General features: G+C 44.6%; 16 protein-coding genes and 1 pseudogene. 12 read left to right on the top strand and 5 right to left on the bottom strand.

Annotated elements, in window-relative coordinates:
* Nucleotides 1-238: 238 nt before the first annotated feature.
* The 3 genes from OCV30_RS11080 to OCV30_RS11070 all read left to right on the top strand — a co-directional run bounded on the left by OCV30_RS11080 (nucleotide 239) and on the right by OCV30_RS11070 (nucleotide 3,419).
* Nucleotides 239-1,234 (top strand): TRAP transporter substrate-binding protein, encoded by a 996-nt coding sequence (locus tag OCV30_RS11080; RefSeq protein WP_012604509.1) that lies wholly within the window; start codon nucleotides 239-241, stop codon nucleotides 1,232-1,234.
* A 65-nt stretch (nucleotides 1,235-1,299) separates the two neighbouring features.
* Nucleotides 1,300-2,055, top strand: coding sequence for a TRAP transporter small permease (locus OCV30_RS11075; RefSeq protein ID WP_009847290.1), 756 nt, complete (start codon nucleotides 1,300-1,302; stop codon nucleotides 2,053-2,055).
* A gap of 2 nt (nucleotides 2,056-2,057) precedes the next feature.
* Nucleotides 2,058-3,419, top strand: coding sequence for a TRAP transporter large permease (locus tag OCV30_RS11070; RefSeq protein WP_065679322.1), 1,362 nt, complete (start codon nucleotides 2,058-2,060; stop codon nucleotides 3,417-3,419).
* A 32-nt stretch (nucleotides 3,420-3,451) separates the two neighbouring features.
* On the opposite strand, the gene OCV30_RS11065 is transcribed toward OCV30_RS11070, so the two are convergent.
* From OCV30_RS11065 to OCV30_RS11055, 3 genes are all read right to left on the bottom strand, one after another.
* Entirely contained in the window at nucleotides 3,452-3,625 is a 174-nt protein-coding gene (locus tag OCV30_RS11065; RefSeq protein WP_004736075.1) for a hypothetical protein, read from the bottom strand.
* Between the two features lie 78 nt (nucleotides 3,626-3,703).
* Nucleotides 3,704-5,053, bottom strand: coding sequence for a sigma-54-dependent transcriptional regulator (locus tag OCV30_RS11060; RefSeq protein ID WP_065679321.1), 1,350 nt, complete (start codon nucleotides 5,051-5,053; stop codon nucleotides 3,704-3,706).
* A gap of 75 nt (nucleotides 5,054-5,128) precedes the next feature.
* On the bottom strand, nucleotides 5,129-6,991 hold the full coding sequence (locus OCV30_RS11055) for a sensor histidine kinase (RefSeq protein ID WP_065679320.1): 1,863 nt from the start codon (nucleotides 6,989-6,991) through the stop codon (nucleotides 5,129-5,131).
* A 163-nt stretch (nucleotides 6,992-7,154) separates the two neighbouring features.
* On the opposite strand from OCV30_RS11055, the pseudogene OCV30_RS22905 reads away from it, so the two are divergent.
* The 8 genes and pseudogenes from OCV30_RS22905 to OCV30_RS11020 form a co-directional block, all read left to right on the top strand.
* Nucleotides 7,155-7,337 (top strand): annotated as a pseudogene (locus OCV30_RS22905) (hypothetical protein); the annotation flags it as partial.
* Between the two features lie 294 nt (nucleotides 7,338-7,631).
* Nucleotides 7,632-8,930: a trigger factor gene (tig, locus tag OCV30_RS11050; RefSeq protein ID WP_004736079.1), complete on the top strand. Its 1,299-nt coding sequence runs from the start codon at nucleotides 7,632-7,634 to the stop codon at nucleotides 8,928-8,930.
* A gap of 105 nt (nucleotides 8,931-9,035) precedes the next feature.
* Complete coding sequence (gene clpP / locus OCV30_RS11045; protein WP_004736080.1) at nucleotides 9,036-9,662, top strand: ATP-dependent Clp endopeptidase proteolytic subunit ClpP; 627 nt, start codon at nucleotides 9,036-9,038, stop codon at nucleotides 9,660-9,662.
* An 81-nt stretch (nucleotides 9,663-9,743) separates the two neighbouring features.
* Nucleotides 9,744-11,024, top strand: a complete 1,281-nt coding sequence (gene clpX / locus OCV30_RS11040) for an ATP-dependent protease ATP-binding subunit ClpX (protein WP_009847283.1) — start codon at nucleotides 9,744-9,746, stop codon at nucleotides 11,022-11,024.
* 132 nt (nucleotides 11,025-11,156) lie between these two features.
* The gene (lon, locus tag OCV30_RS11035; RefSeq protein ID WP_065679319.1) at nucleotides 11,157-13,508 is read left to right on the top strand and encodes an endopeptidase La; all 2,352 of its coding nucleotides are present in this window, start codon (nucleotides 11,157-11,159) and stop codon (nucleotides 13,506-13,508) included.
* 191 nt (nucleotides 13,509-13,699) lie between these two features.
* Nucleotides 13,700-13,972 (top strand): HU family DNA-binding protein, encoded by a 273-nt coding sequence (locus OCV30_RS11030; protein ID WP_004736083.1) that lies wholly within the window; start codon nucleotides 13,700-13,702, stop codon nucleotides 13,970-13,972.
* 219 nt (nucleotides 13,973-14,191) lie between these two features.
* Nucleotides 14,192-16,057, top strand: a complete 1,866-nt coding sequence (gene ppiD / locus OCV30_RS11025; protein ID WP_065679318.1) for a peptidylprolyl isomerase — start codon at nucleotides 14,192-14,194, stop codon at nucleotides 16,055-16,057.
* A 221-nt stretch (nucleotides 16,058-16,278) separates the two neighbouring features.
* Nucleotides 16,279-16,578, top strand: coding sequence for a ComEA family DNA-binding protein (locus tag OCV30_RS11020; RefSeq protein ID WP_012604502.1), 300 nt, complete (start codon nucleotides 16,279-16,281; stop codon nucleotides 16,576-16,578).
* On the opposite strand, the gene rrtA is transcribed toward OCV30_RS11020, so the two are convergent.
* The gene (gene rrtA, locus OCV30_RS11015) at nucleotides 16,575-17,117 is read right to left on the bottom strand and encodes a rhombosortase (RefSeq protein ID WP_065679317.1); all 543 of its coding nucleotides are present in this window, start codon (nucleotides 17,115-17,117) and stop codon (nucleotides 16,575-16,577) included. The genes OCV30_RS11020 and rrtA overlap by 4 nt on opposite strands.
* 9 nt (nucleotides 17,118-17,126) lie before the next feature.
* Here rrtA and OCV30_RS11010 point away from each other — a divergent pair, with 9 nt between their 5' ends.
* Complete coding sequence (locus OCV30_RS11010; protein ID WP_065679316.1) at nucleotides 17,127-17,726, top strand: tRNA-uridine aminocarboxypropyltransferase; 600 nt, start codon at nucleotides 17,127-17,129, stop codon at nucleotides 17,724-17,726.
* Between the two features lie 27 nt (nucleotides 17,727-17,753).
* Here the strand turns inward: OCV30_RS11010 and OCV30_RS11005 are convergent, their stop codons facing one another.
* Nucleotides 17,754-19,097 (bottom strand): anti-phage deoxyguanosine triphosphatase, encoded by a 1,344-nt coding sequence (locus OCV30_RS11005; RefSeq protein ID WP_065679315.1) that lies wholly within the window; start codon nucleotides 19,095-19,097, stop codon nucleotides 17,754-17,756.
* Nucleotides 19,098-19,104: the final 7 nt, after the last annotated feature.

Here is a 19,104-nt window from a genome sequence, read left to right as displayed (position 1 = left end):
GGTCAGACCTCATTCATTACTAATACATTGGTCAGCTTCCACCCATTTACAAATATTCTATGTGTCATTTTCCACCCATTAATTTTTGCAGCGAGTTAGCGACAACTGCAAGTAGATCTGATGAAGCCTTGTGGTTAAAGGCTTGTTAATGAATTGTGTTGATGTGGCGCGCTAATTGCCTTAGTGAAAGCACGCAGTTCCCATTGAAGGGCTGCTTTGTTTACTAAGGAGAATAATAATGTTTAAGCCTCTTACCCTGCTGTCTGTATCTGCTCTGGCGCTCACAAGTTTTAATGCTGCTGCAAACTGTGACCCAGGTGAAATTGTGATTAAGTTCAGTCACGTAACCAATACCGATAAGCACCCGAAAGGCATTGCCGCTTCTTTACTGGAAGAGCGAGTAAACACGGAAATGAATGGCAAAGCTTGTATGCAAGTTTTCCCTAACTCAACACTCTACGATGATAATAAAGTACTGGAAGCCCTGTTAAATGGTGATGTTCAAATGGCGGCGCCATCGCTGTCTAAATTTGAGAAGTTCACTAAGAAATACCGCATTTTTGACCTTCCTTTCCTATTTGAAGACGTAGAAGCTGTTGACCGTTTCCAAAACTCAGAGTCTGGCGAAAAGCTGAAGAACGCGATGAAGCGTCGTGGCCTTCAAGGACTAGCGTTTTGGCACAATGGCATGAAACAGATGTCAGCAAACAAACCTCTTATCAATCCTGAAGACGCGGAAGGTTTGAAATTCCGTGTTCAAGCATCAGACGTATTGGTTGCTCAGTTTGAACAACTGGGTGCTAACCCACAGAAGATGTCTTTCAAAGAAGTATACGGTGGCCTACAAACTAAGGTTATCGATGGCCAAGAGAACACATGGTCAAACATTTACGGTAAGAAGTTCTTTGAAGTACAAGACGGCGTGACAGAAACTAACCACGGTATCCTTGATTACCTGGTAGTAACGTCGAACGACTTCTGGAAAGACCTACCTGAAGATGTACGTACGCAACTTGGCACAATCGTTCAAGAAGTGTCTGAGACTCGTAACGCAGAATCTTCAAAAGTTAACCTAGCGAACAAAAACAACATCATCGAAGCTGGTGGTGAGGTTCGTACGCTTACGCCTGAACAGCGTGAAGCATGGGTAACGGCGCTTCAACCAGTATGGAAGAAGTTTGAAAAAGACATCGGTTCAGATCTTATCGATGCAGCGTTAGCTTCAAACCAATAACACCGCTAAGGGAGTGGCGTGCATTTCGCCACTCCTTATTAAAATAACTATAAGCGGAGTCAATTATGGATAATCCTCAAATGGAACAGCCAAATTCTAGCGAGTCAGCACTGGAAACCTCTTTTTTTTCCAAAGTCGGAAGAGTTACGGATGTGATTGAAGAGTCATTAATCGCATTTTTCCTTGGCGCAATGACGCTACTTACTTTTGCCAATGTGGTATTTCGATACGCATTCAATGGCAATATCTTATGGGCACTAGAACTGACGGTGTTCATGTTCGCTTGGATGGTGTTAGTGGGCGCATCTTATGGCGTTAAAAAACACTTCCACATTGGTGTTGATGTGATCATCAACCTTGCCCCAGAAAAGCTACGCAAAGTGTATGCGTTAATCGCCGTCACAAGCTGCCTAGCATTCTCAATCTTACTTCTTATAGGTTCATGGAATTACTGGTACCCGTTCGCGACTGAGCGCGCTTGGTACGAGACCGATGATATTCCAATGCCAGAGATGCTTCAGTTCCTTGCCGACTGGATGAATGAAGGCGAGCGATACGAGAAACTGCCACGTTTTATTCCTTACATGGCACTGCCTATTGGTATGGCAATGCTGACGTTCCGTTTTGCCCAAGTTGCTTACCAAGTAGTCACAGGCAAGCTTGACCGCATGATTGCGGGGCATGAAGCCGAAGAAGAGCTGGATGCATTGAAAGCTGATGTGTTAGCGGGTTCTGATGAAGACGCGACAGCGGTATTGGATTCGACTAAGCAAAACAAGGCGAATGAGTCGGGTACAAAATCTAACGGTAAGGAAGACTAATCATGGCAATGTTATTTCTATTTTTAATGGTAATTGCTTTCATGTTGGTCGGTGTACCAATTGCGATTTCCCTCGGATTATCAAGCGTCATATTCTTATTGATGCATTCAGATGCTTCTTTGGCATCCGTTGCACAAACGCTGTTTAATGCATTTGCAGGCCATTACACTCTCTTAGCGATTCCTTTCTTTATCTTGGCCTCTAGCTTCATGTCCACAGGTGGTGTGGCGAAACGTATTATCCGTTTTGCTATTGCAATGGTGGGTTGGTTCCGCGGCGGTTTAGCAATGGCATCGGTTGTGGCGTGTATGATGTTCGCAGCGTTATCTGGGTCGTCTCCAGCAACGGTAGTGGCAATCGGTAGTATTGTTATCGCGGGTATGATCAAAAACGGCTACACAAAAGAGTTCGCGGCAGGGGTGATCTGTAACGCGGGTACGTTGGGTATCTTGATTCCACCATCCATCGTTATGGTGGTTTACGCTGCGGCGACGGATGTATCTGTCGGTCGTATGTTCTTAGGCGGCGTGATTCCTGGCCTGTTGGCGGGTGTGATGTTGATGATTGCTATCTACATTGCAGCACGTATTAAGAAGATTCCTGCACAGCCGTTTGTGGGCTGGGGTGAGATGTTCGCAGCAGCAAAAGACGCAAGTTGGGGTCTGCTACTGATTGTCATCATTTTGGGTGGTATCTACGGCGGTATCTTTACGCCGACGGAAGCGGCGGCTGTTGCAGCGGTATACGCGTTCTTTATTGCCAACTTTATCTATAAAGATATGGGGCCTTTCGCTGACAAGAAGAATACAAAGCCTGCTTTGATTAAAGTGTTCCAAACCTTCTTCCACAAAGATACCAAAGACACGCTCTATGATGCAGGTAAGCTGACCATCATGCTGCTGTTTATCATTGCCAATGCTCTGATTCTTAAGCATGTACTGACAGAGGAACGCATTCCTCAGATGATCACTGAGTCTATGCTTTCTGCAGGCTTGGGTCCGATCACCTTCTTGATTGTGGTGAACGTTCTACTCTTGATTGGTGGGCAGTTCATGGAGCCATCAGGTTTGCTGATCATCGTTGCGCCGTTGGTATTCCCAATTGCAATTGCACTGGGTATCGACCCAATTCACCTAGGTATCATGATGGTGGTGAACATGGAGATAGGGATGATAACGCCGCCTGTTGGGCTCAATTTGTTTGTGACCGCCGGGGTCGCGAAGATGTCGATGATGAACGTGGTAAAAGCAGCGTTGCCGTGGGTTGGCGTGATGTTCTTGTTCTTGATTATCGTAACTTACGTACCTTGGGTATCAACATGGTTACCGACCACCTTGATGGGGCCAGAGATCATCACTAAGTAGATAGTGAAGTAACAACGAAGTGATGAGGAGGGTTAAACCTCCTCATCGATAATCTTGCCATATCTAGAACCTGAATCAATCTGCTCATACAGCGCTCTTTTTGCCTCTAATTCTGGCGTGTATAGATCGACATGATTGTCAGTATAAAAAATACCATCTATCTCGAAAGTATCGGTGATCGAGGGAACTCTTGTTTTCTCACCCATAGTTATTTCCTTATTACTTTGATTGCATAACATCCTATTATCAAAATAAGTATAGGTGATCTTGCTCCCAAATCTAATTTAGTTTTCGTTTTGTCTGTATGACTCTTTCACTAGCTGGTGTTTTTGCATCTTATCGTAGAGTGTTTTTCGGGGAAGTTGCAGCCTATCCATCGTCTCTTTGATGCTGCCATTACACTCAATAAGCGCTTGCTTTAACGTGTTTTTCTCAAAATCACAAACCAGTTCTGCTAACGACAAATACTGGGTCGACTCCGAAGTGCTGTCTGATAAGTGAGATAGCTTGCCTAAAAGTACGAAACGCTCCGCAGTGTTACGCAATTCTCGTACATTTCCCGGCCAATCGTGGGCTAAAAGCTCGTGCAGTTCTTTCTGTGGAATTGCCGGGGCTGTTTTGCCATAACGTGCCGCAGCGACCAGTAAGAAGTGGTGGAAGAGTGCTGGGATATCCTCTTGGCGGCTTCTCAACGGCGGTAAATCTAGGGTGACAACATTCAATCGGTAGTAAAGGTCTTGTCTGAAAGTTCCTTCTTCAGCTGCCTTTTTCAAGTCAACTTTGGTTGCGGCGATGACTCGAATATCAAGTGGGACCAATCCGTTTGAGCCAACTCTTTCGATGACGCGTTCTTGCAAGACACGTAACAGGCGAATTTGTGCCTGCATCGGCATGGATTCGATCTCATCTAAGAATAGGGTTCCGCCTTGAGCAAACTCGAACTTGCCAATGCGTTTACTCTCAGCACCTGTGAATGCGCCTTTTTCATGGCCATACAACTCACTTTCAATCAGATTTTCTGGAACCGCCCCGCAATTGACGGCAACAAAGTTCTGTTCTCGTCGACTGCTTTGCTCATGTAGGGATCGTGCGACTAATTCTTTGCCCGTACCTGTCTCACCAAACAACAAAATATCGGCGTTAGTGTCGGCAACGTGGGTGATGATAGAACGCAGCTCGGTCATTGATTGCGTGTCACCAATGATTCTTGGTCCAAGCGCTTTACTGGCCTTGAGAGAGCGCTTCAATTCAAGATTCTCAAGGGTAAGTTGGCGTTTTTCTATCGCTCGCTTAGTGGTTTCGATTAGACGTTCATTGGCGAACGGCTTTTCAATGAAGTCATACGCGCCGTCTTGGATTGCTTGTACGGCCATGGAGATATCGCCGTGGCCAGTGATCATGATTACGGGGACTTCTTTGTCTTTGTGCATTACGGTGTTGAGCAAGTCATGCCCGGAAATACCCGGTAAACAGATATCAGTGATGATTACGTGGGGTAAGCCGTTCTCTTGAATTGCGAGCAGAGCAGATTCGGCATCGGGAAAGAACTCCGCTTCAATATCGGCGAGCTCAAAGCTCTGTTCAATCGCCATTCTTAGGTCGGATTCATCATCAATGAAATAGACGTGACACATAGTGATTCCTTTACTTCTTTGTATTCTGATTATCGCTGAGTTTTTTGCTTGTTGGTTGACTCGCTTGTTCAATAGCTAGCTTGCTAACGGTTTAATCTCAGTCTGTTGTTTTTGGTTTGGGTGTTGGTTTTTTTCTTTTTGTTCTTGCTCAACAAGGGGCAACTCTATGCTGAATCGAGCGCCACCTTGAGGGCTGTGACCGGTAACGAGCTTGCCGTTGATTCCGCTGATTATTTGTTGAGAAATCGATAACCCAAGTCCAAGTCCGTTTTTCTTGGTGGTATGGAAAGGTTCAAAAAAATCTCCGCTCGAAGAGGAAGTGAAGCCGGGGCCATTATCATCGACATGAATCAGCAAGGTGCTGGTTTGTTGATGGTCGGATTCCCTAACCTCTAACAGAATAGCTAATTGCTTGTCGCTTTGTTGTTCCATCGCCTGAATCGCGTTGGTCAGCAAATTAATGATCACTTGTTCCAATTGAATGGCGTTGGCGAGCACGCAAGCATCAAAGGTTTCAGGAAGTTCGTTGACCTTTACTCGTTCACTCTTGAGTTGTGGTTTCATCAGCTCTCTTGACGAGTGCAATACGGGAAGTATCTGCAACGTGTGTAGCTCTTCCGCGGTGGATTTCTTGGCGAAGGAGCGAAGCTGGTGGCTGATTTTCGCCATGCGATCAGTGAGCGCCGAGATTCGCGAGAGGTTGTCATCGACACGATCGGTCTTTTCTTTGGCAAGAAACAGTCGGCCGTTGTCGGCATAACTGCGAATCGCAGCGAGAGGGTTATTCAACTCATGGCTAATGCTTGCCGACATTTGCCCTAGCACCGCTAGTTTGGCGGCTTGGATGAGTTCGTCTTGTGTCTGCCTCAGTACATGTTCGGTTTCGATACGATGTTTAATCTCGACGTGCAGCTCTGATGTGCGCTCAAGTACTTGAAACTCTAGCTTTTGCTTGGCTTCAGATTGCAGCCTATCAATTTGGGCACGCCTTTGTTGTCGATGGTGATTGAGCTGCATCGTTAGATAAATAATCGCAAAGATAAGGCTCAAAACCACTAGGTAAGCCACCAGATCCCACCAAACTAAGTGGGTCGGAGAAAATACCCGTATGGTGAGTTTCGGTTCGGCTAAGAAGCGTGATGAGCTAAAGAATTGCTCTTGGACGAGCTTGTGGGGAGACTCAATATTGCTAGTAGCACTCTCTAAGTCACCCGAGAAGTGCAGGCTTTCTATTTTGGTATCGAGATACTGCCTGCTTTCTTGAATTCGAGCTTGCTGTGCTTGGCTCAGCGGCTGAAGGCTTTTGAACAGCCATTCAGGATTACTCGACATGAATACGATTTGGTCTTTATCGTCAGCAACAAAAAAACTCTGTTTGCCTTTCCAACTTGCTTCAATCAGCGATAAATCCATCTTTACGACAATGACGCCAATAATCTCGGCGGCATAGGAGACGGGGTAAGAATAATAATAGCCTCGTTTCCCAGAGGTTGAACCTAGCGCAAAATATTGATTTTCATTGCCAAGAATCGCTTCTTGAAAGTAGGGACGGAAAGCGAAATTTCGACGAATAAAAGAACGCGGTAGATTCCAGTTACTGGCTGCGATAGTGGTGCCAATGCTGTCTAATAAATAAGTGTCGGACGCTTGAATCACCGAATTTACGTGCTCTAGATAGCGATTGGTGAGTTCGATTTGCGCAGAGTTACTTGGAGAGTGAAGGGCATCGACCAGTTCTTTGTCTTTTGAAAGCAGCTCTGGAATGTGCGCGAACTTATCCAATTGGCTTGAAATATGAACCGAAAAGCGGTCTAGCTTAGATTGATGATCATTTAACAAACTTTCATGACTTGTACTCCACACCCAATGACCGCCAAAGACCATCAGTAGACTGTATATGGCCATTAATAGTATTGGGATTCTAAAAGCTTGAAACATGAAGGCTCTCCGCTAATTTCTTTGGTAATCAATCAAGCCCGTCTTCTCTCGTTTATGGTAGCAAATAGCGGTAGTGTTTGCTGAAAGTAGACAGTCGCCAGATGGATGTAGGTTAAGGGTTTGTAACGGGGATTGTTGAAAAAGTTATCGACTCTGAGGGGTAAAACAAGAGCAAGATCTCTTTTTAAGGTTTTTAGCAAAAAAAGCCCTCGATTCCCTTGAAAAAGTCGCTATTGTCCCCATTTCTGTTGTGCTAAGTGATGATTTGATCGTTTTTGTATCATTTAGTTGGACGAATTTAGAGCATTCATCATCATGCAGAGGTGAACGGCTCGACAGAGATTAAACAGATCGCTAGAATGTCGCGTCTAAAATTTCTGTCCTGAGGCTAATCGGAGATACCTTTCTTGTTTTCGAAAACAAGCTTTATTGCGTTTTAATCGACGCGTGAAGAACGAAGATATCGCTGATTAGTCTGGTGTTTGGTTGAATAATCAATTCAGACATCAATGCTCGATTTTAAATTAGGTGTTCGGATAGAGCACTACACAAGGATGCAGCCAACAACGTCGGCTTTTGAATTAAAGCTAAGTTACGGCTCATATGCTCAGATTACTGAGCCAGTTTTGAGGTTTATATAATGCAAGTTACTGTTGAAACGCTAGAAGGCCTAGAGCGCCGTCTTAATATTACTGTTCCTGCTGCTAACATCGAAGATGCAGTTACAGCTGAACTACGCAACATCGCGAAAAACCGTCGTTTCGATGGCTTCCGTAAAGGCAAAGTGCCAATGAAGATGGTTGCTAAAATGTACGGCAAAGCAGTACGTCAAGACGTGATGGGCGAAGTAATGCAACGTCACTTCATCGAAGCGATCGTTAAAGAGAAAATCAACCCAGCTGGCGCACCTACTTTCGCACCAGTTGAAAACAACGAAGGCGCTGACCTAGTATTCAACGCAACTTTTGAAGTTTACCCAGAAGTTGAACTGAAAGGTCTAGAAAACATCACTGTTGAGAAACCAGCAGTAGAAGTTAAAGAAGCTGACGTTGAAGAGATGATCGAAACTCTACGTAAGCAACAAGCAACTTGGACTGAAGTTGAAGCTGCTGCTGACGCGGGTTCTCGTGCAACTATCGACTTCGTTGGTTCTATCGACGGTGAAGAGTTCGAAGGCGGTAAAGCTGAGAACTTCCCACTAGAGATGGGTGCTGGTCGCATGATCCCTGGTTTTGAAGACGGTATCGTTGGTAAAACAGCAGGTATGGAATTCGAAATCGAAGTAAACTTCCCAGAAGATTACCACGCTGAAAACCTAAAAGGTAAAGCTGCTAAGTTCTCTATCAAGCTGAACAAAGTTGAAGCTCGTGAGCTTCCAGAACTAAACGAAGAATTCGTTTCTAAGTTCGGCGCAGCTGAAGGCGTTGAAGGTCTTAAAGCTGAAGTTCGTAAGAACATGGAGCGTGAGCTTAAGCAAGCAGTTAAGAACCGCATCAAAGAGCAAGCAATCGACGGTCTAGTTAACGAAAACAACATCGACGTACCTTCTGCTCTAATCGATCAAGAGATCGGTGTTCTACGTCAACAAGCTGCTCAACGTTTCGGTGGCAACACTGAAGCTGCTGACCAACTTCCACGTGAGCTGTTCGAAGAGCAAGCTAAACGTCGCGTAGTTGTAGGTCTTCTTCTTGGTGAAGTAATCAAGACTGAAGAGCTAAAAGCTGATGACGAGAAAGTTAAAGCTATCATCGAAGAGATGGCTACAGCATACGAAGATCCAACAGAAGTTATTGCTTACTACGAGCAAAACGAGCAAATGATGAACAACATGCGCAATGTTGCTCTAGAAGAGCAAGCTATTGATGCAATCATCGCTAAAGCTCAAGTTTCTGATAAAGAAGTTAGCTTCAACGAGCTAATGAATCAGCAACCTGCTTAATATAGTAATATCTGACGTAGAAGGTTGACGTACGGTCAACAATTCTGCTAACAATGGTCCGTATGATTTAATCATTCGGGCCATTTATTTTAGGGACATAAGAATATGAGCTACCAAGAAAAAAATACAATGCCATCGATTATGGACGCACTAGTTCCTATGGTGGTTGAACAGACTTCCCGTGGTGAACGTTCTTACGATATTTATTCTCGTCTATTAAAAGAACGTATCATTTTCTTAACAGGTCAAGTGGAAGACCACATGGCAAATCTTGTCGTGGCTCAACTGCTTTTCTTGGAATCAGAAAACCCAGACAAAGATATCTATCTTTACATCAACTCACCTGGCGGTAGCGTAACAGCGGGCATGTCTATCTATGACACAATGCAGTTCATCAAGCCAAACGTGAGCACAGTATGTATGGGTCAAGCTTGCTCTATGGGTGCATTCTTACTAGCGGGTGGTACACCGGGTAAGCGTCACGTGCTTCCAAACTCACGTGTAATGATTCACCAGCCACTTGGCGGCTTCCAAGGCCAAGCGTCTGATATTCAAATTCACGCGCAAGAGATCCTAACGATCAAGCAAAAGCTAAACAAACTATTGGCAGAGCACACAGGTCAGCCTCTAGAGGTTGTTGAGCGTGATACAGATCGTGACAATTTCATGTCTGCTGATCAGGCTGTAGAATACGGTTTGGTGGATTCAGTTCTTAATCACCGCGGTCAATAATTGCAGGGCAATTGTTTAACGCAAAGTGATTCAAATTGATATACACTCAAACATAGAGAGTAAAGGCTAAGAGGTTAGCGAATGACAGATAAAAGCAAAGAGGGTGGTAGCGGTAAATTGCTTTACTGCTCTTTCTGTGGCAAAAGCCAGCACGAAGTTCGCAAGTTAATCGCAGGTCCTTCTGTTTACATTTGTGATGAATGTGTCGATCTTTGTAACGACATTATTCGTGAAGAAATTAAAGATGTTCTTCCAAAGAAAGAATCGGAATCGCTGCCAACGCCGCGTGAGATTCGTGAGCATCTTGACGACTATGTAATCGGTCAAGAATACGCGAAAAAAGTGCTAGCAGTTGCAGTATATAACCACTACAAGCGTTTACGTAATGGTGATACGACGGCTGAAGGCGTAGAGCTAGGTAAGAGTAACATTCTTCTTATCGGTCCTACTGGTAGTGGTAAAACACTACTGGCTGAAACACTGGCTCGTTTCCTAGACGTTCCTTTCACAATGGCAGATGCAACAACACTAACCGAAGCGGGTTATGTGGGCGAAGATGTTGAAAACATCATCCAGAAGTTGCTTCAGAAATGTGATTACGACGTAGCGAAAGCGGAACGCGGCATTGTTTACATCGATGAAATCGATAAGATTTCTCGTAAAGCTGAAAACCCATCGATCACGCGTGACGTGTCTGGTGAAGGTGTACAGCAAGCTCTATTAAAACTTGTTGAAGGTACAGTGGCTTCAGTTCCACCTCAAGGTGGTCGTAAGCATCCACAGCAAGAGTTCTTGCAAGTGGACACGTCTAAGATCCTATTTATCTGTGGTGGTGCGTTTGCCGGCCTAGATAAAGTGATTGAGCAACGTGTAGAAACAGGTTCAGGTATCGGCTTTGGCGCAGAAGTGCGTTCAAAAGACGAAACCAAAACTATCGGTGAACTGTTCACTCAAGTAGAACCTGAAGATCTAGTGAAGTATGGTTTGATTCCAGAATTCATTGGTCGTCTACCTGTTACAACAACACTGACAGAGCTTGATGAAGAAGCGCTAATCCAAATCCTTTGTGAGCCAAAGAATGCACTGACAAAACAGTACGCTGCATTATTTGAACTTGAGGATACAGAGTTAGAATTCCGTGAAGACGCCCTACGCGCAATTGCGAAGAAAGCAATGAACCGTAAAACGGGTGCTCGTGGTCTACGCTCTATCTTGGAAGGTGTTCTACTAGAAACTATGTACGAACTGCCATCTTCAACTGATGTAAGCAAGGTTGTGATTGATGAGTCGGTAATTAATGGTGAGTCAGAACCACTATTGATTTACAGTAACTCAGATAACCAAGCAGCTGTTGCAGAGTAGGTCTTTTTAAGACTACACACTCAAATTGAAAAAGGAGGTAAGCAATTACCTCCTTTTTTTTATTCTTCCATTGAATCCAGTCGTTTAAGCCCCATATACTGCTTTATAAGTTAAAGCGGAAGAGAGAAATATATGAACTTGGAACGTTCCGAGCGTATCGAAATCCCCGTGCTACCTCTACGTGATGTAGTGGTTTACCCACACATGGTTATTCCATTGTTTGTTGGTCGTGAAAAATCGATTACTTGCCTTGAATCGGCAATGGAAGCTAACAAACAAGTACTACTTGTAGCGCAGAAAGAAGCGGACACTGATGAGCCTTCAATCGACGACCTATTTAACGTAGGTACAGTCGCTACTATTCTTCAGTTGCTAAAGCTGCCAGATGGTACCGTAAAAGTACTTGTCGAAGGTCAGCAGCGTGCGAAAATTCACCAGTTCAAAGAGAGTGAGTTTTTCTTAGCGGATGCCGAATACGTTGTAACCTCAGAACTTGACGAAAAAGAACAAGAAGTGGTTGTTCGCAGTGCGATCAATCAATTCGAAGGCTTTATTAAGCTGAACAAAAAGATTCCACCAGAGGTTCTAACCTCACTGAACGGTATTGATGAGGCTGCTCGCCTTGCTGATACGATTGCTGCGCACATGCCACTTAAACTGGTAGATAAGCAGCACGTTCTAGAAATTTCAGATGTGACGGAACGCCTGGAATTCTTGATGGGCCAAATGGAGTCAGAAATTGATATCCTGCAAGTTGAAAAACGCATCCGTGGCCGCGTTAAGAAACAGATGGAAAAGTCTCAGCGTGAGTACTATCTGAATGAGCAAATGAAAGCGATTCAGAAAGAACTGGGCGAGATGGACGACGCGCCTGATGAATTCGAGACTCTGAAGAAGAAGATCGAAGATTCTAAGATGCCTCAAGAAGCTCGTGAAAAAACTGAGCAAGAACTACAAAAACTGAAAATGATGTCGCCAATGTCTGCTGAAGCAACAGTAGTACGTAGTTACATTGATTGGATGGTAGGCGTTCCTTGGGCTAAGCGTTCAAAAGTTAAAAAGAATTTAGCGAAAGCGGAAGAGATCTTAAACGAAGATCACTACGGCTTAGAGCGTGTTAAAGAACGTATTCTCGAATACTTGGCAGTACAAAACCGTATCAACAAACTAAAAGGCCCAATCCTTTGTCTTGTTGGTCCTCCTGGTGTTGGTAAAACTTCGCTAGGCCGTTCGATTGCCGCGGCAACGGGTCGTAAGTACACACGTATGGCGCTAGGCGGCGTTCGTGATGAAGCTGAGATTCGTGGTCACCGTCGTACGTACATCGGTTCACTTCCGGGTAAATTAATCCAGAAGATGTCTAAAGTTGGTGTTAAGAACCCACTGTTCCTATTAGATGAAATCGATAAGATGTCTTCTGATATGCGTGGCGACCCATCTTCTGCGCTTCTAGAAGTACTAGACCCTGAGCAAAACAACGCATTTAACGATCACTACCTAGAAGTCGATTACGATTTATCTGATGTGATGTTTGTTGCAACGTCTAACTCGATGGATATTCCGGGCCCACTATTGGACCGTATGGAAGTGATTCGTCTGTCGGGTTACACAGAAGATGAGAAGCTGAACATTGCTAAGAGCCACCTATTGGACAAGCAAGTTCAACGCAACGGTCTTAAGCCTAATGAGATTGAGATTGAAGACTCTGCAATCATCGGCATCATTCGTTACTACACGCGTGAAGCGGGTGTGCGTAGCCTAGAGCGTGAAATCTCTAAGATCTGTCGTAAAGCAGTGAAGAATATCTTGTTAGACAACAGCCTTAAATCTGTAACGGTTAACATTGATAACCTGAAAGAGTACTTAGGTGTGCAACGTCATGACTTCGGTAAAGCGGATGAAAGCAACCGTATCGGCCAAGTAACTGGCTTAGCATGGACGCAAGTAGGTGGCGATCTACTGACCATCGAAACTGAATCAATGCCAGGTAAAGGTAAGCTAACGCAAACCGGTTCACTAGGCGATGTGATGAAAGAGTCGATTCAAGCGGCAATGACAGTGGTTCGTTCTCGTGCAGAAAATCTGGGTATTAACACCGATTTCTACGAGAAACGTGACATTCATGTTCACGTACCGGAAGGTGCAACGCCAAAAGATGGCCCGAGTGCGGGTATCGCAATGTGTACTGCATTGGTCTCTAGCTTAACGGGTAACCCTGTAAAAGCAGAGGTCGGTATGACAGGTGAAATTACCCTTCGTGGTGAAGTTTTACCTATCGGTGGCTTGAAAGAAAAGCTGCTTGCAGCGCACCGCGGTGGCATTAAAACAGTCTTGATTCCAAAAGACAATGAACGTGATTTGGAAGAGATTCCAGACAACGTAATCGCTGACTTGAAGGTGATTCCGGTTCAATGGATTGATGAAGTACTGAAAGTCGCACTAGAACGAGATCCGTCAGGGGTCGAGTTCGACGTGAAAAAATAGTGATGCATAGCAAAAATAAGTAAAGAATTACGCTGATAGACCCGAAAAGGCTTGTCAGCGTTTTTTTTGGACGCTAAGTTATTCGACTAAAGCGGCAGCCCTTTTGTAATAAGGCTTGCGGCTAAATTAAAACCAAAATGGAACGTACAGTCATCGAGAAGTAGTCACAGATGACACATAGGGGAAAAACAGTGAATAAAACACAACTAGTAGAATCAATCGCAGAAAACGCAGACATCTCTAAAGCTTCAGCTGGTCGCGCTCTAGACGCTTTCATCGAAGCAGTTGGCACAACGCTACAATCAGGCGACCAAGTTGCACTGGTTGGCTTTGGTACTTTCAGTGTTCGTACTCGTGCTGCTCGTACAGGTCGTAACCCAAAAACTGGTGAAGAGATCCAAATCGCAGAAGCTAAAGTACCTGGCTTCAAAGCGGGTAAAGCACTTAAAGACGCATGTAACTAATTTTGTTGCTGAAACCTCGAGTTTTGTGAGGGGAAGGCAGTAATATGCGTTTACTGTTTGAACAATGATGTTTCATTTTTAAACAGTATATGTGCAAAGCACATTGAACTTATTTAAATTATGCGCATCCTACTGATGCGCATTTCTTTTTCTGATAATATCGCGTGAATAGATTTTTATTTTGAAGCCAATGCTTCATATCCGGAGAGCACTTAAATTATGATGGATCGATTACGCGAAGGCGTGAATAGCATCGCGGTAAAAATTATCCTTGGGTTGATTATCCTGTCATTCGTATTCGCAGGTGTAGGCAGCTACATCACCGGTGGCGGTAACAACGCAGCAGCTAAAGTTGGCAACACAGAAATTGCTCGTGGTGAGTTCGAACAAGCTTACCAAAACGAACGTAATCGCATGCAATCTCAACTTGGCGATTACTTCGCTCAAATGCTTGCAGACCCTGCATACGTGGAGTCTTTCCGTAAGTCAGTACTTGATCGCATGATCAACGATGTTCTACTTGAGCAGCAAGCAGAGTCTCTAGGCCTACGAATCAGTGATTCTCAAATCCGTACAATGATTCTAGAAATGCCTCAGTTCCAAACGGCTGGTCAATTCGACCAAGAAGTTTACCAATCGGCATTACGTCGTGCAGGTTTCAGCGCAGAAAGCTTCGCTGAATACATGCGTCGTGACCTAATGCGTAACCAACTTGTTACTGCACTTCAAGGCAGTGAATTTGTTCTTCAAGGCGAAATTGATATTCAGAGCAAGCTTATTGCTCAAACTCGTGACATTCGCACAGTGACACTGTCTGTTGCTGACCTAGCGAAAACCATCGAGTTAACTGACGAGCAAATCGAACAGTACTACCAAGAGAACCCTGCGGCTTACACTCGTCCAGAGCAGGCTAAGGTGTCTTACATCGAACTTTCTGCTGAAGCACTTAAATCGCAACTTGAAGTTAGCGATGAGGAAGCACAGAAATATTACCAAGAGCATCTAGATAAGTACTCTACTGAAGAGCAACGTAAAGTTAGCCACATTCTAGTTCAAGGTGATGACGAAGCGAAAGCTCAGTCTATCCTAGACGAGCTAAATGCAGGTGCTGATTTTGCTACGCTAGCAGAAGAAAAATCTGACGACTTCGGTAGTGCAGATGTTGGCGGTGACCTAGGTTGGATTGAACGCGATGTTATGGACCCAGCATTCGAAGAGGCGGCTTTCGCTCTTGAGAATATTGGCGATACGACTGGCTTAGTTAAATCTGATTTTGGCTACCACATCATCAAGCTAGACGAAGTAAAAGCATCTCAAGCTCAGCCTTACACTGAAGTTGCTACTGATATTAAGCAAGAGCTTCTAGACCAACACGCCGTTGATCAGTTCTACGAGCAACAAACTGAACTTGAAAAAGTAGCGTTTGAATTCCCAGATTCTCTAGACGACTCTGCTGAAGCTATCAACGCGAAGATCACGACGACTGATTTCATCTCTCAAGCTGACGCTCCAGAAGTTCTGATGACGCCTGCAGTAATGCAAGCTATCTTGAGCCCTGAAGTGAAAGAAGACGGTTTGAACTCTGAAGTTATCGAAGTGGCTCCTGAGCACGTTATTGTTGTACGTGTAGAAGAGACTCGCGACGAAACAGTTCTTCCTTTAGCAGAAGTGAAAGATCAAGTTGTAGCTGCATTGTCTGCTGTAAAAGCAGAGCAACAAGCGGTAGAGCTAGGTGTTTCTCTAGTAAACGAACTTAAGCAAGGTAATGAAGCGGTACTGGCGGATAACAGCCTTGAGTTTACTGAACTTGAAACCATTGACCGTAATTCTCCATTAGCTGCATCTGTATTCGCTCTAGTGAAACCAGAAGCCGGTCAAGCTGTGTTCGGTCAATCTAAAGATCAAGACGGTAACATCGTTGTTGTTGAGCTTTCTAAAGTAACGGCTGAAATCAACCCTGCTTACAGCACACAACTTGGTGCACAGTTAGAGCGCGTTGGTAATCAACAAGACCTTACTAATGTACTAAACGTACTGCGTAAAAATGCAGACGTTGAATACTACATCGTTGGTCAAGCTCAATAAGCTTTGAATTTACTCAGTAGTCTTCTGCCGAGTAATACAACTTGAGAATGCAACTTGAAAGTAGTGCAGCAACTCGGTTTGCGAGCTAGCTAACAAGTTGATGAAAATTAGATGTATAACGAAGCGGGTCACTTAGGTGACCCGCTTTATTTTTGTCTGGTGAGCGTTTTATCTAGCGCAGCAAATGCATAAGTTACGTTTTTTGAACAAAGGAACGATTTATGCGCACGATATATTCAACACTATTTCTTACATTTCTGATTCTGTTAAGCCCTGCAGCGTATGCAGACAGCCCAACTAAGGCAGAGCTTTACGATGGCATTGAGATTACGGTCAATATCAATACCGCGACAGCAGAAGAACTATCAGCACTATTGGTTGGTGTTGGGGATAAGAAAGCTCAAGAGATCGTCGATTACAGGGATCAAAATGGGGCATTTACGACTGCTGATGATTTGGTGAGTGTGAAAGGGATAGGTGAAGCCACGGTTAAAAAGAACCGCGAAAGAATTCAACTTTAATCCGTTTGTATACTTGTTAGAAATGAAGCGATAGATATGAAGCCTCCGGCCAGTGCACCTGCTAGGTGGGCTTCAATCGCGACACGAGCATTAATCAGTTCGCCAGTCGTGCTAGAAGGGCCAAAAAGCTGCTCCCAAGCGATTTTAGCGATTAATCCCAATACTAACAGCCAACTTGATCTCCTACCGTTTAAAGCCTCACTGAGCGCGAATAAGCCAAACAACCCATGCAAAGTGCCAGATAGGCCAACATAGATCTGAATACTCGAAAACAACAGCGCGATCCCCGTCACTAGACTAATCACAAGCAGAGCAGCAACAAGCTGTTTTTTACTCGGTTGAAACAGATAGCTGATGATCCATAAGCCTGCTAGATTCATCAGAAGGTGCGAGTAGTTGGTATGTGAAAAGTTTCCTGTTAGGATCCGCCACCATTGCCCCTCGGCAATCGCATTGCTATCCCATACGACCCAAGCTTGTATTGGCTCAAATTGGAATAAGACGCATAAAAGTGAAGTGAAAATTAAAACAGGGTACACATTAAATCCATGTCTCGTTATTGCCGCCAATGCAGCAAGGCTTTGAAAGCTTGTATATGTCAGTGGGTTACGCCACTAGAATCGAACGTTGAGCTTATCATTCTTCAGCACCCATCAGAAGAGCATCGCCCGATGGGAACTGCGCGTATCCTCTCGTTATCCTTAAATAACAGTGTGACGTTTGTCGGTGAAGACTTTTCAGACAATGAACAACTCAACGCATTGTTGTGCGATGAAAAGTACCAACATGTGATTTTATACCCAAGCGAAAACTCTGTTTCAGTTGAGTCGGCAACATCTCCAAATAAGAAGCTGCGTGTGATTTTATTGGATGGCACGTGGAAGAAGGCGTTCAAAATGTGGCAAGTATCGAGTAACTTGCATGCGCTGAATACGGTTCACTTGCCGAAAGATCTCAAGGGTAATTACCGAATTCGCAAAGCGCCAAGTGAAAACAGCCTTTCGACAGTAGAGGCGGGTTATCATCTGTTGAGCTTGTTAGAAAAGGATCGAGACTTTAGTTCTCTGCTAACGGCATTTGACCAAATGATTCAGTTTCAAATCAATCAAATGCCGCCGGGCGTGTTTGAGAAAAACTACCTAGATTAAGCCAGTTTCGTTGGAACGAGTCAGAAATTAAAACTCAGTATGAGCTGAGAACAGTTGCTGGTGCATTTTCTGTGCAAGATCATCGGTCATTGATGAAATGTAATCCGCAATCACGCGCATTTTTCGAGACTCATCTTGATGTTGTAGCCATTGCTTCTTGATAGGTAGTGGCAGCAAGCGTTCAGGATCTGCGCTGAATGCTTCAAACATATCCATGATAATCTGCTGACCTTTATATTCTATCACTTGAACCTGTGGCACTTGAATCACGAACTCGCTGACAAAGTGTTTCAGTTTGTCGAGTGTGGCGTCCATGCTCGGTTCAAGCACCGCATTGTAAGCAAGCAGTACATTCTCAAATCTAGCATCTACTCGTTCAATCGAAATACTGGTCAACAGTGCGTTGACTATCCCACCAATCGCATCCTTTCGACGATACTGCTCACCAGAGAAAAGCATCTCTGTGATTGAATCTAGGTGTTCACAAACCCAAGGGTCGGCCATCTCTTTAAGTTGAGGGTAAGCCGACTCGACCCATTGAGATTTGGTGACAGAGCCAAGCACAATCGCATCTTCTAAATCGTGGACGCCATACGCGATGTCATCAGCAAGCTCCATAATCGAACAATCAAGTGACTTATATTTTGTCTTATTATGTTCAAGAGGTTCGGTGTGTTTTTTTCTTTTCTGTTTTAGAAGCTGTTGGTCGCTGCTTGAAAGCGGCTCCAGTACCCAGTTAAAAAGTTCTTCATCATGATCGTAGATGCCTTTTGCTGGCATCCAATCTTTGGCTCGGAGCTGTCGTTGATGCTTAACAGGTTCAGACTGTAATCTCGCTTGGACTTGACTGAGCAGCGAAGGGTACTTAATTAACCCCAGTAGCGTGCGTCGAGACAGGTTCATCCCGTGATGCTCAGTGTAAGGTTCTAGCTGAGTGACAATGCGAAACGTTTGAGCGTTGCCTTCAAAGCCACCGTGGTCGCGCATCATATAGTTGAGTGCGACTTCGCCGCCATGTCCGTATGGTGGATGACCGATGTCGTGAGCCAAGCACAGTGAATCAATCAAACTGTCTGAGGGCAGTAGGTCTCGAAACTCGGGCTGCTTTTTTTTCAGCTGGGCAACGATACCGGTACCTAGCTGAGCGGCTTCTAGCGAATGGGTAAGGCGAGTTCGGTGGAAATCGTTTACCGTGGTGCCATGAACTTGGGTTTTTGCTTGGAGGCGGCGAAAAGCGGCAGAGTGAAGCACCCGCGCACGATCGCGTTGATACGGGCTACGGTGGTCATCACGCCTTATTTTATGTTCATCGTCATTTCGATCTTGCCATTCTTGTTCGAGTTCAAATGGTGGTTCGAGTGGAGAATTCAAAATAGCA

Origin of the sequence: Vibrio atlanticus, assembly GCF_024347315.1 — a bacterium.
GTDB lineage: Bacteria > Pseudomonadota > Gammaproteobacteria > Enterobacterales > Vibrionaceae > Vibrio > Vibrio atlanticus.
The sequence above is the reverse complement of the archived record's forward strand: the minus strand, read 5'-3'. Positions and strand labels throughout refer to the sequence as shown.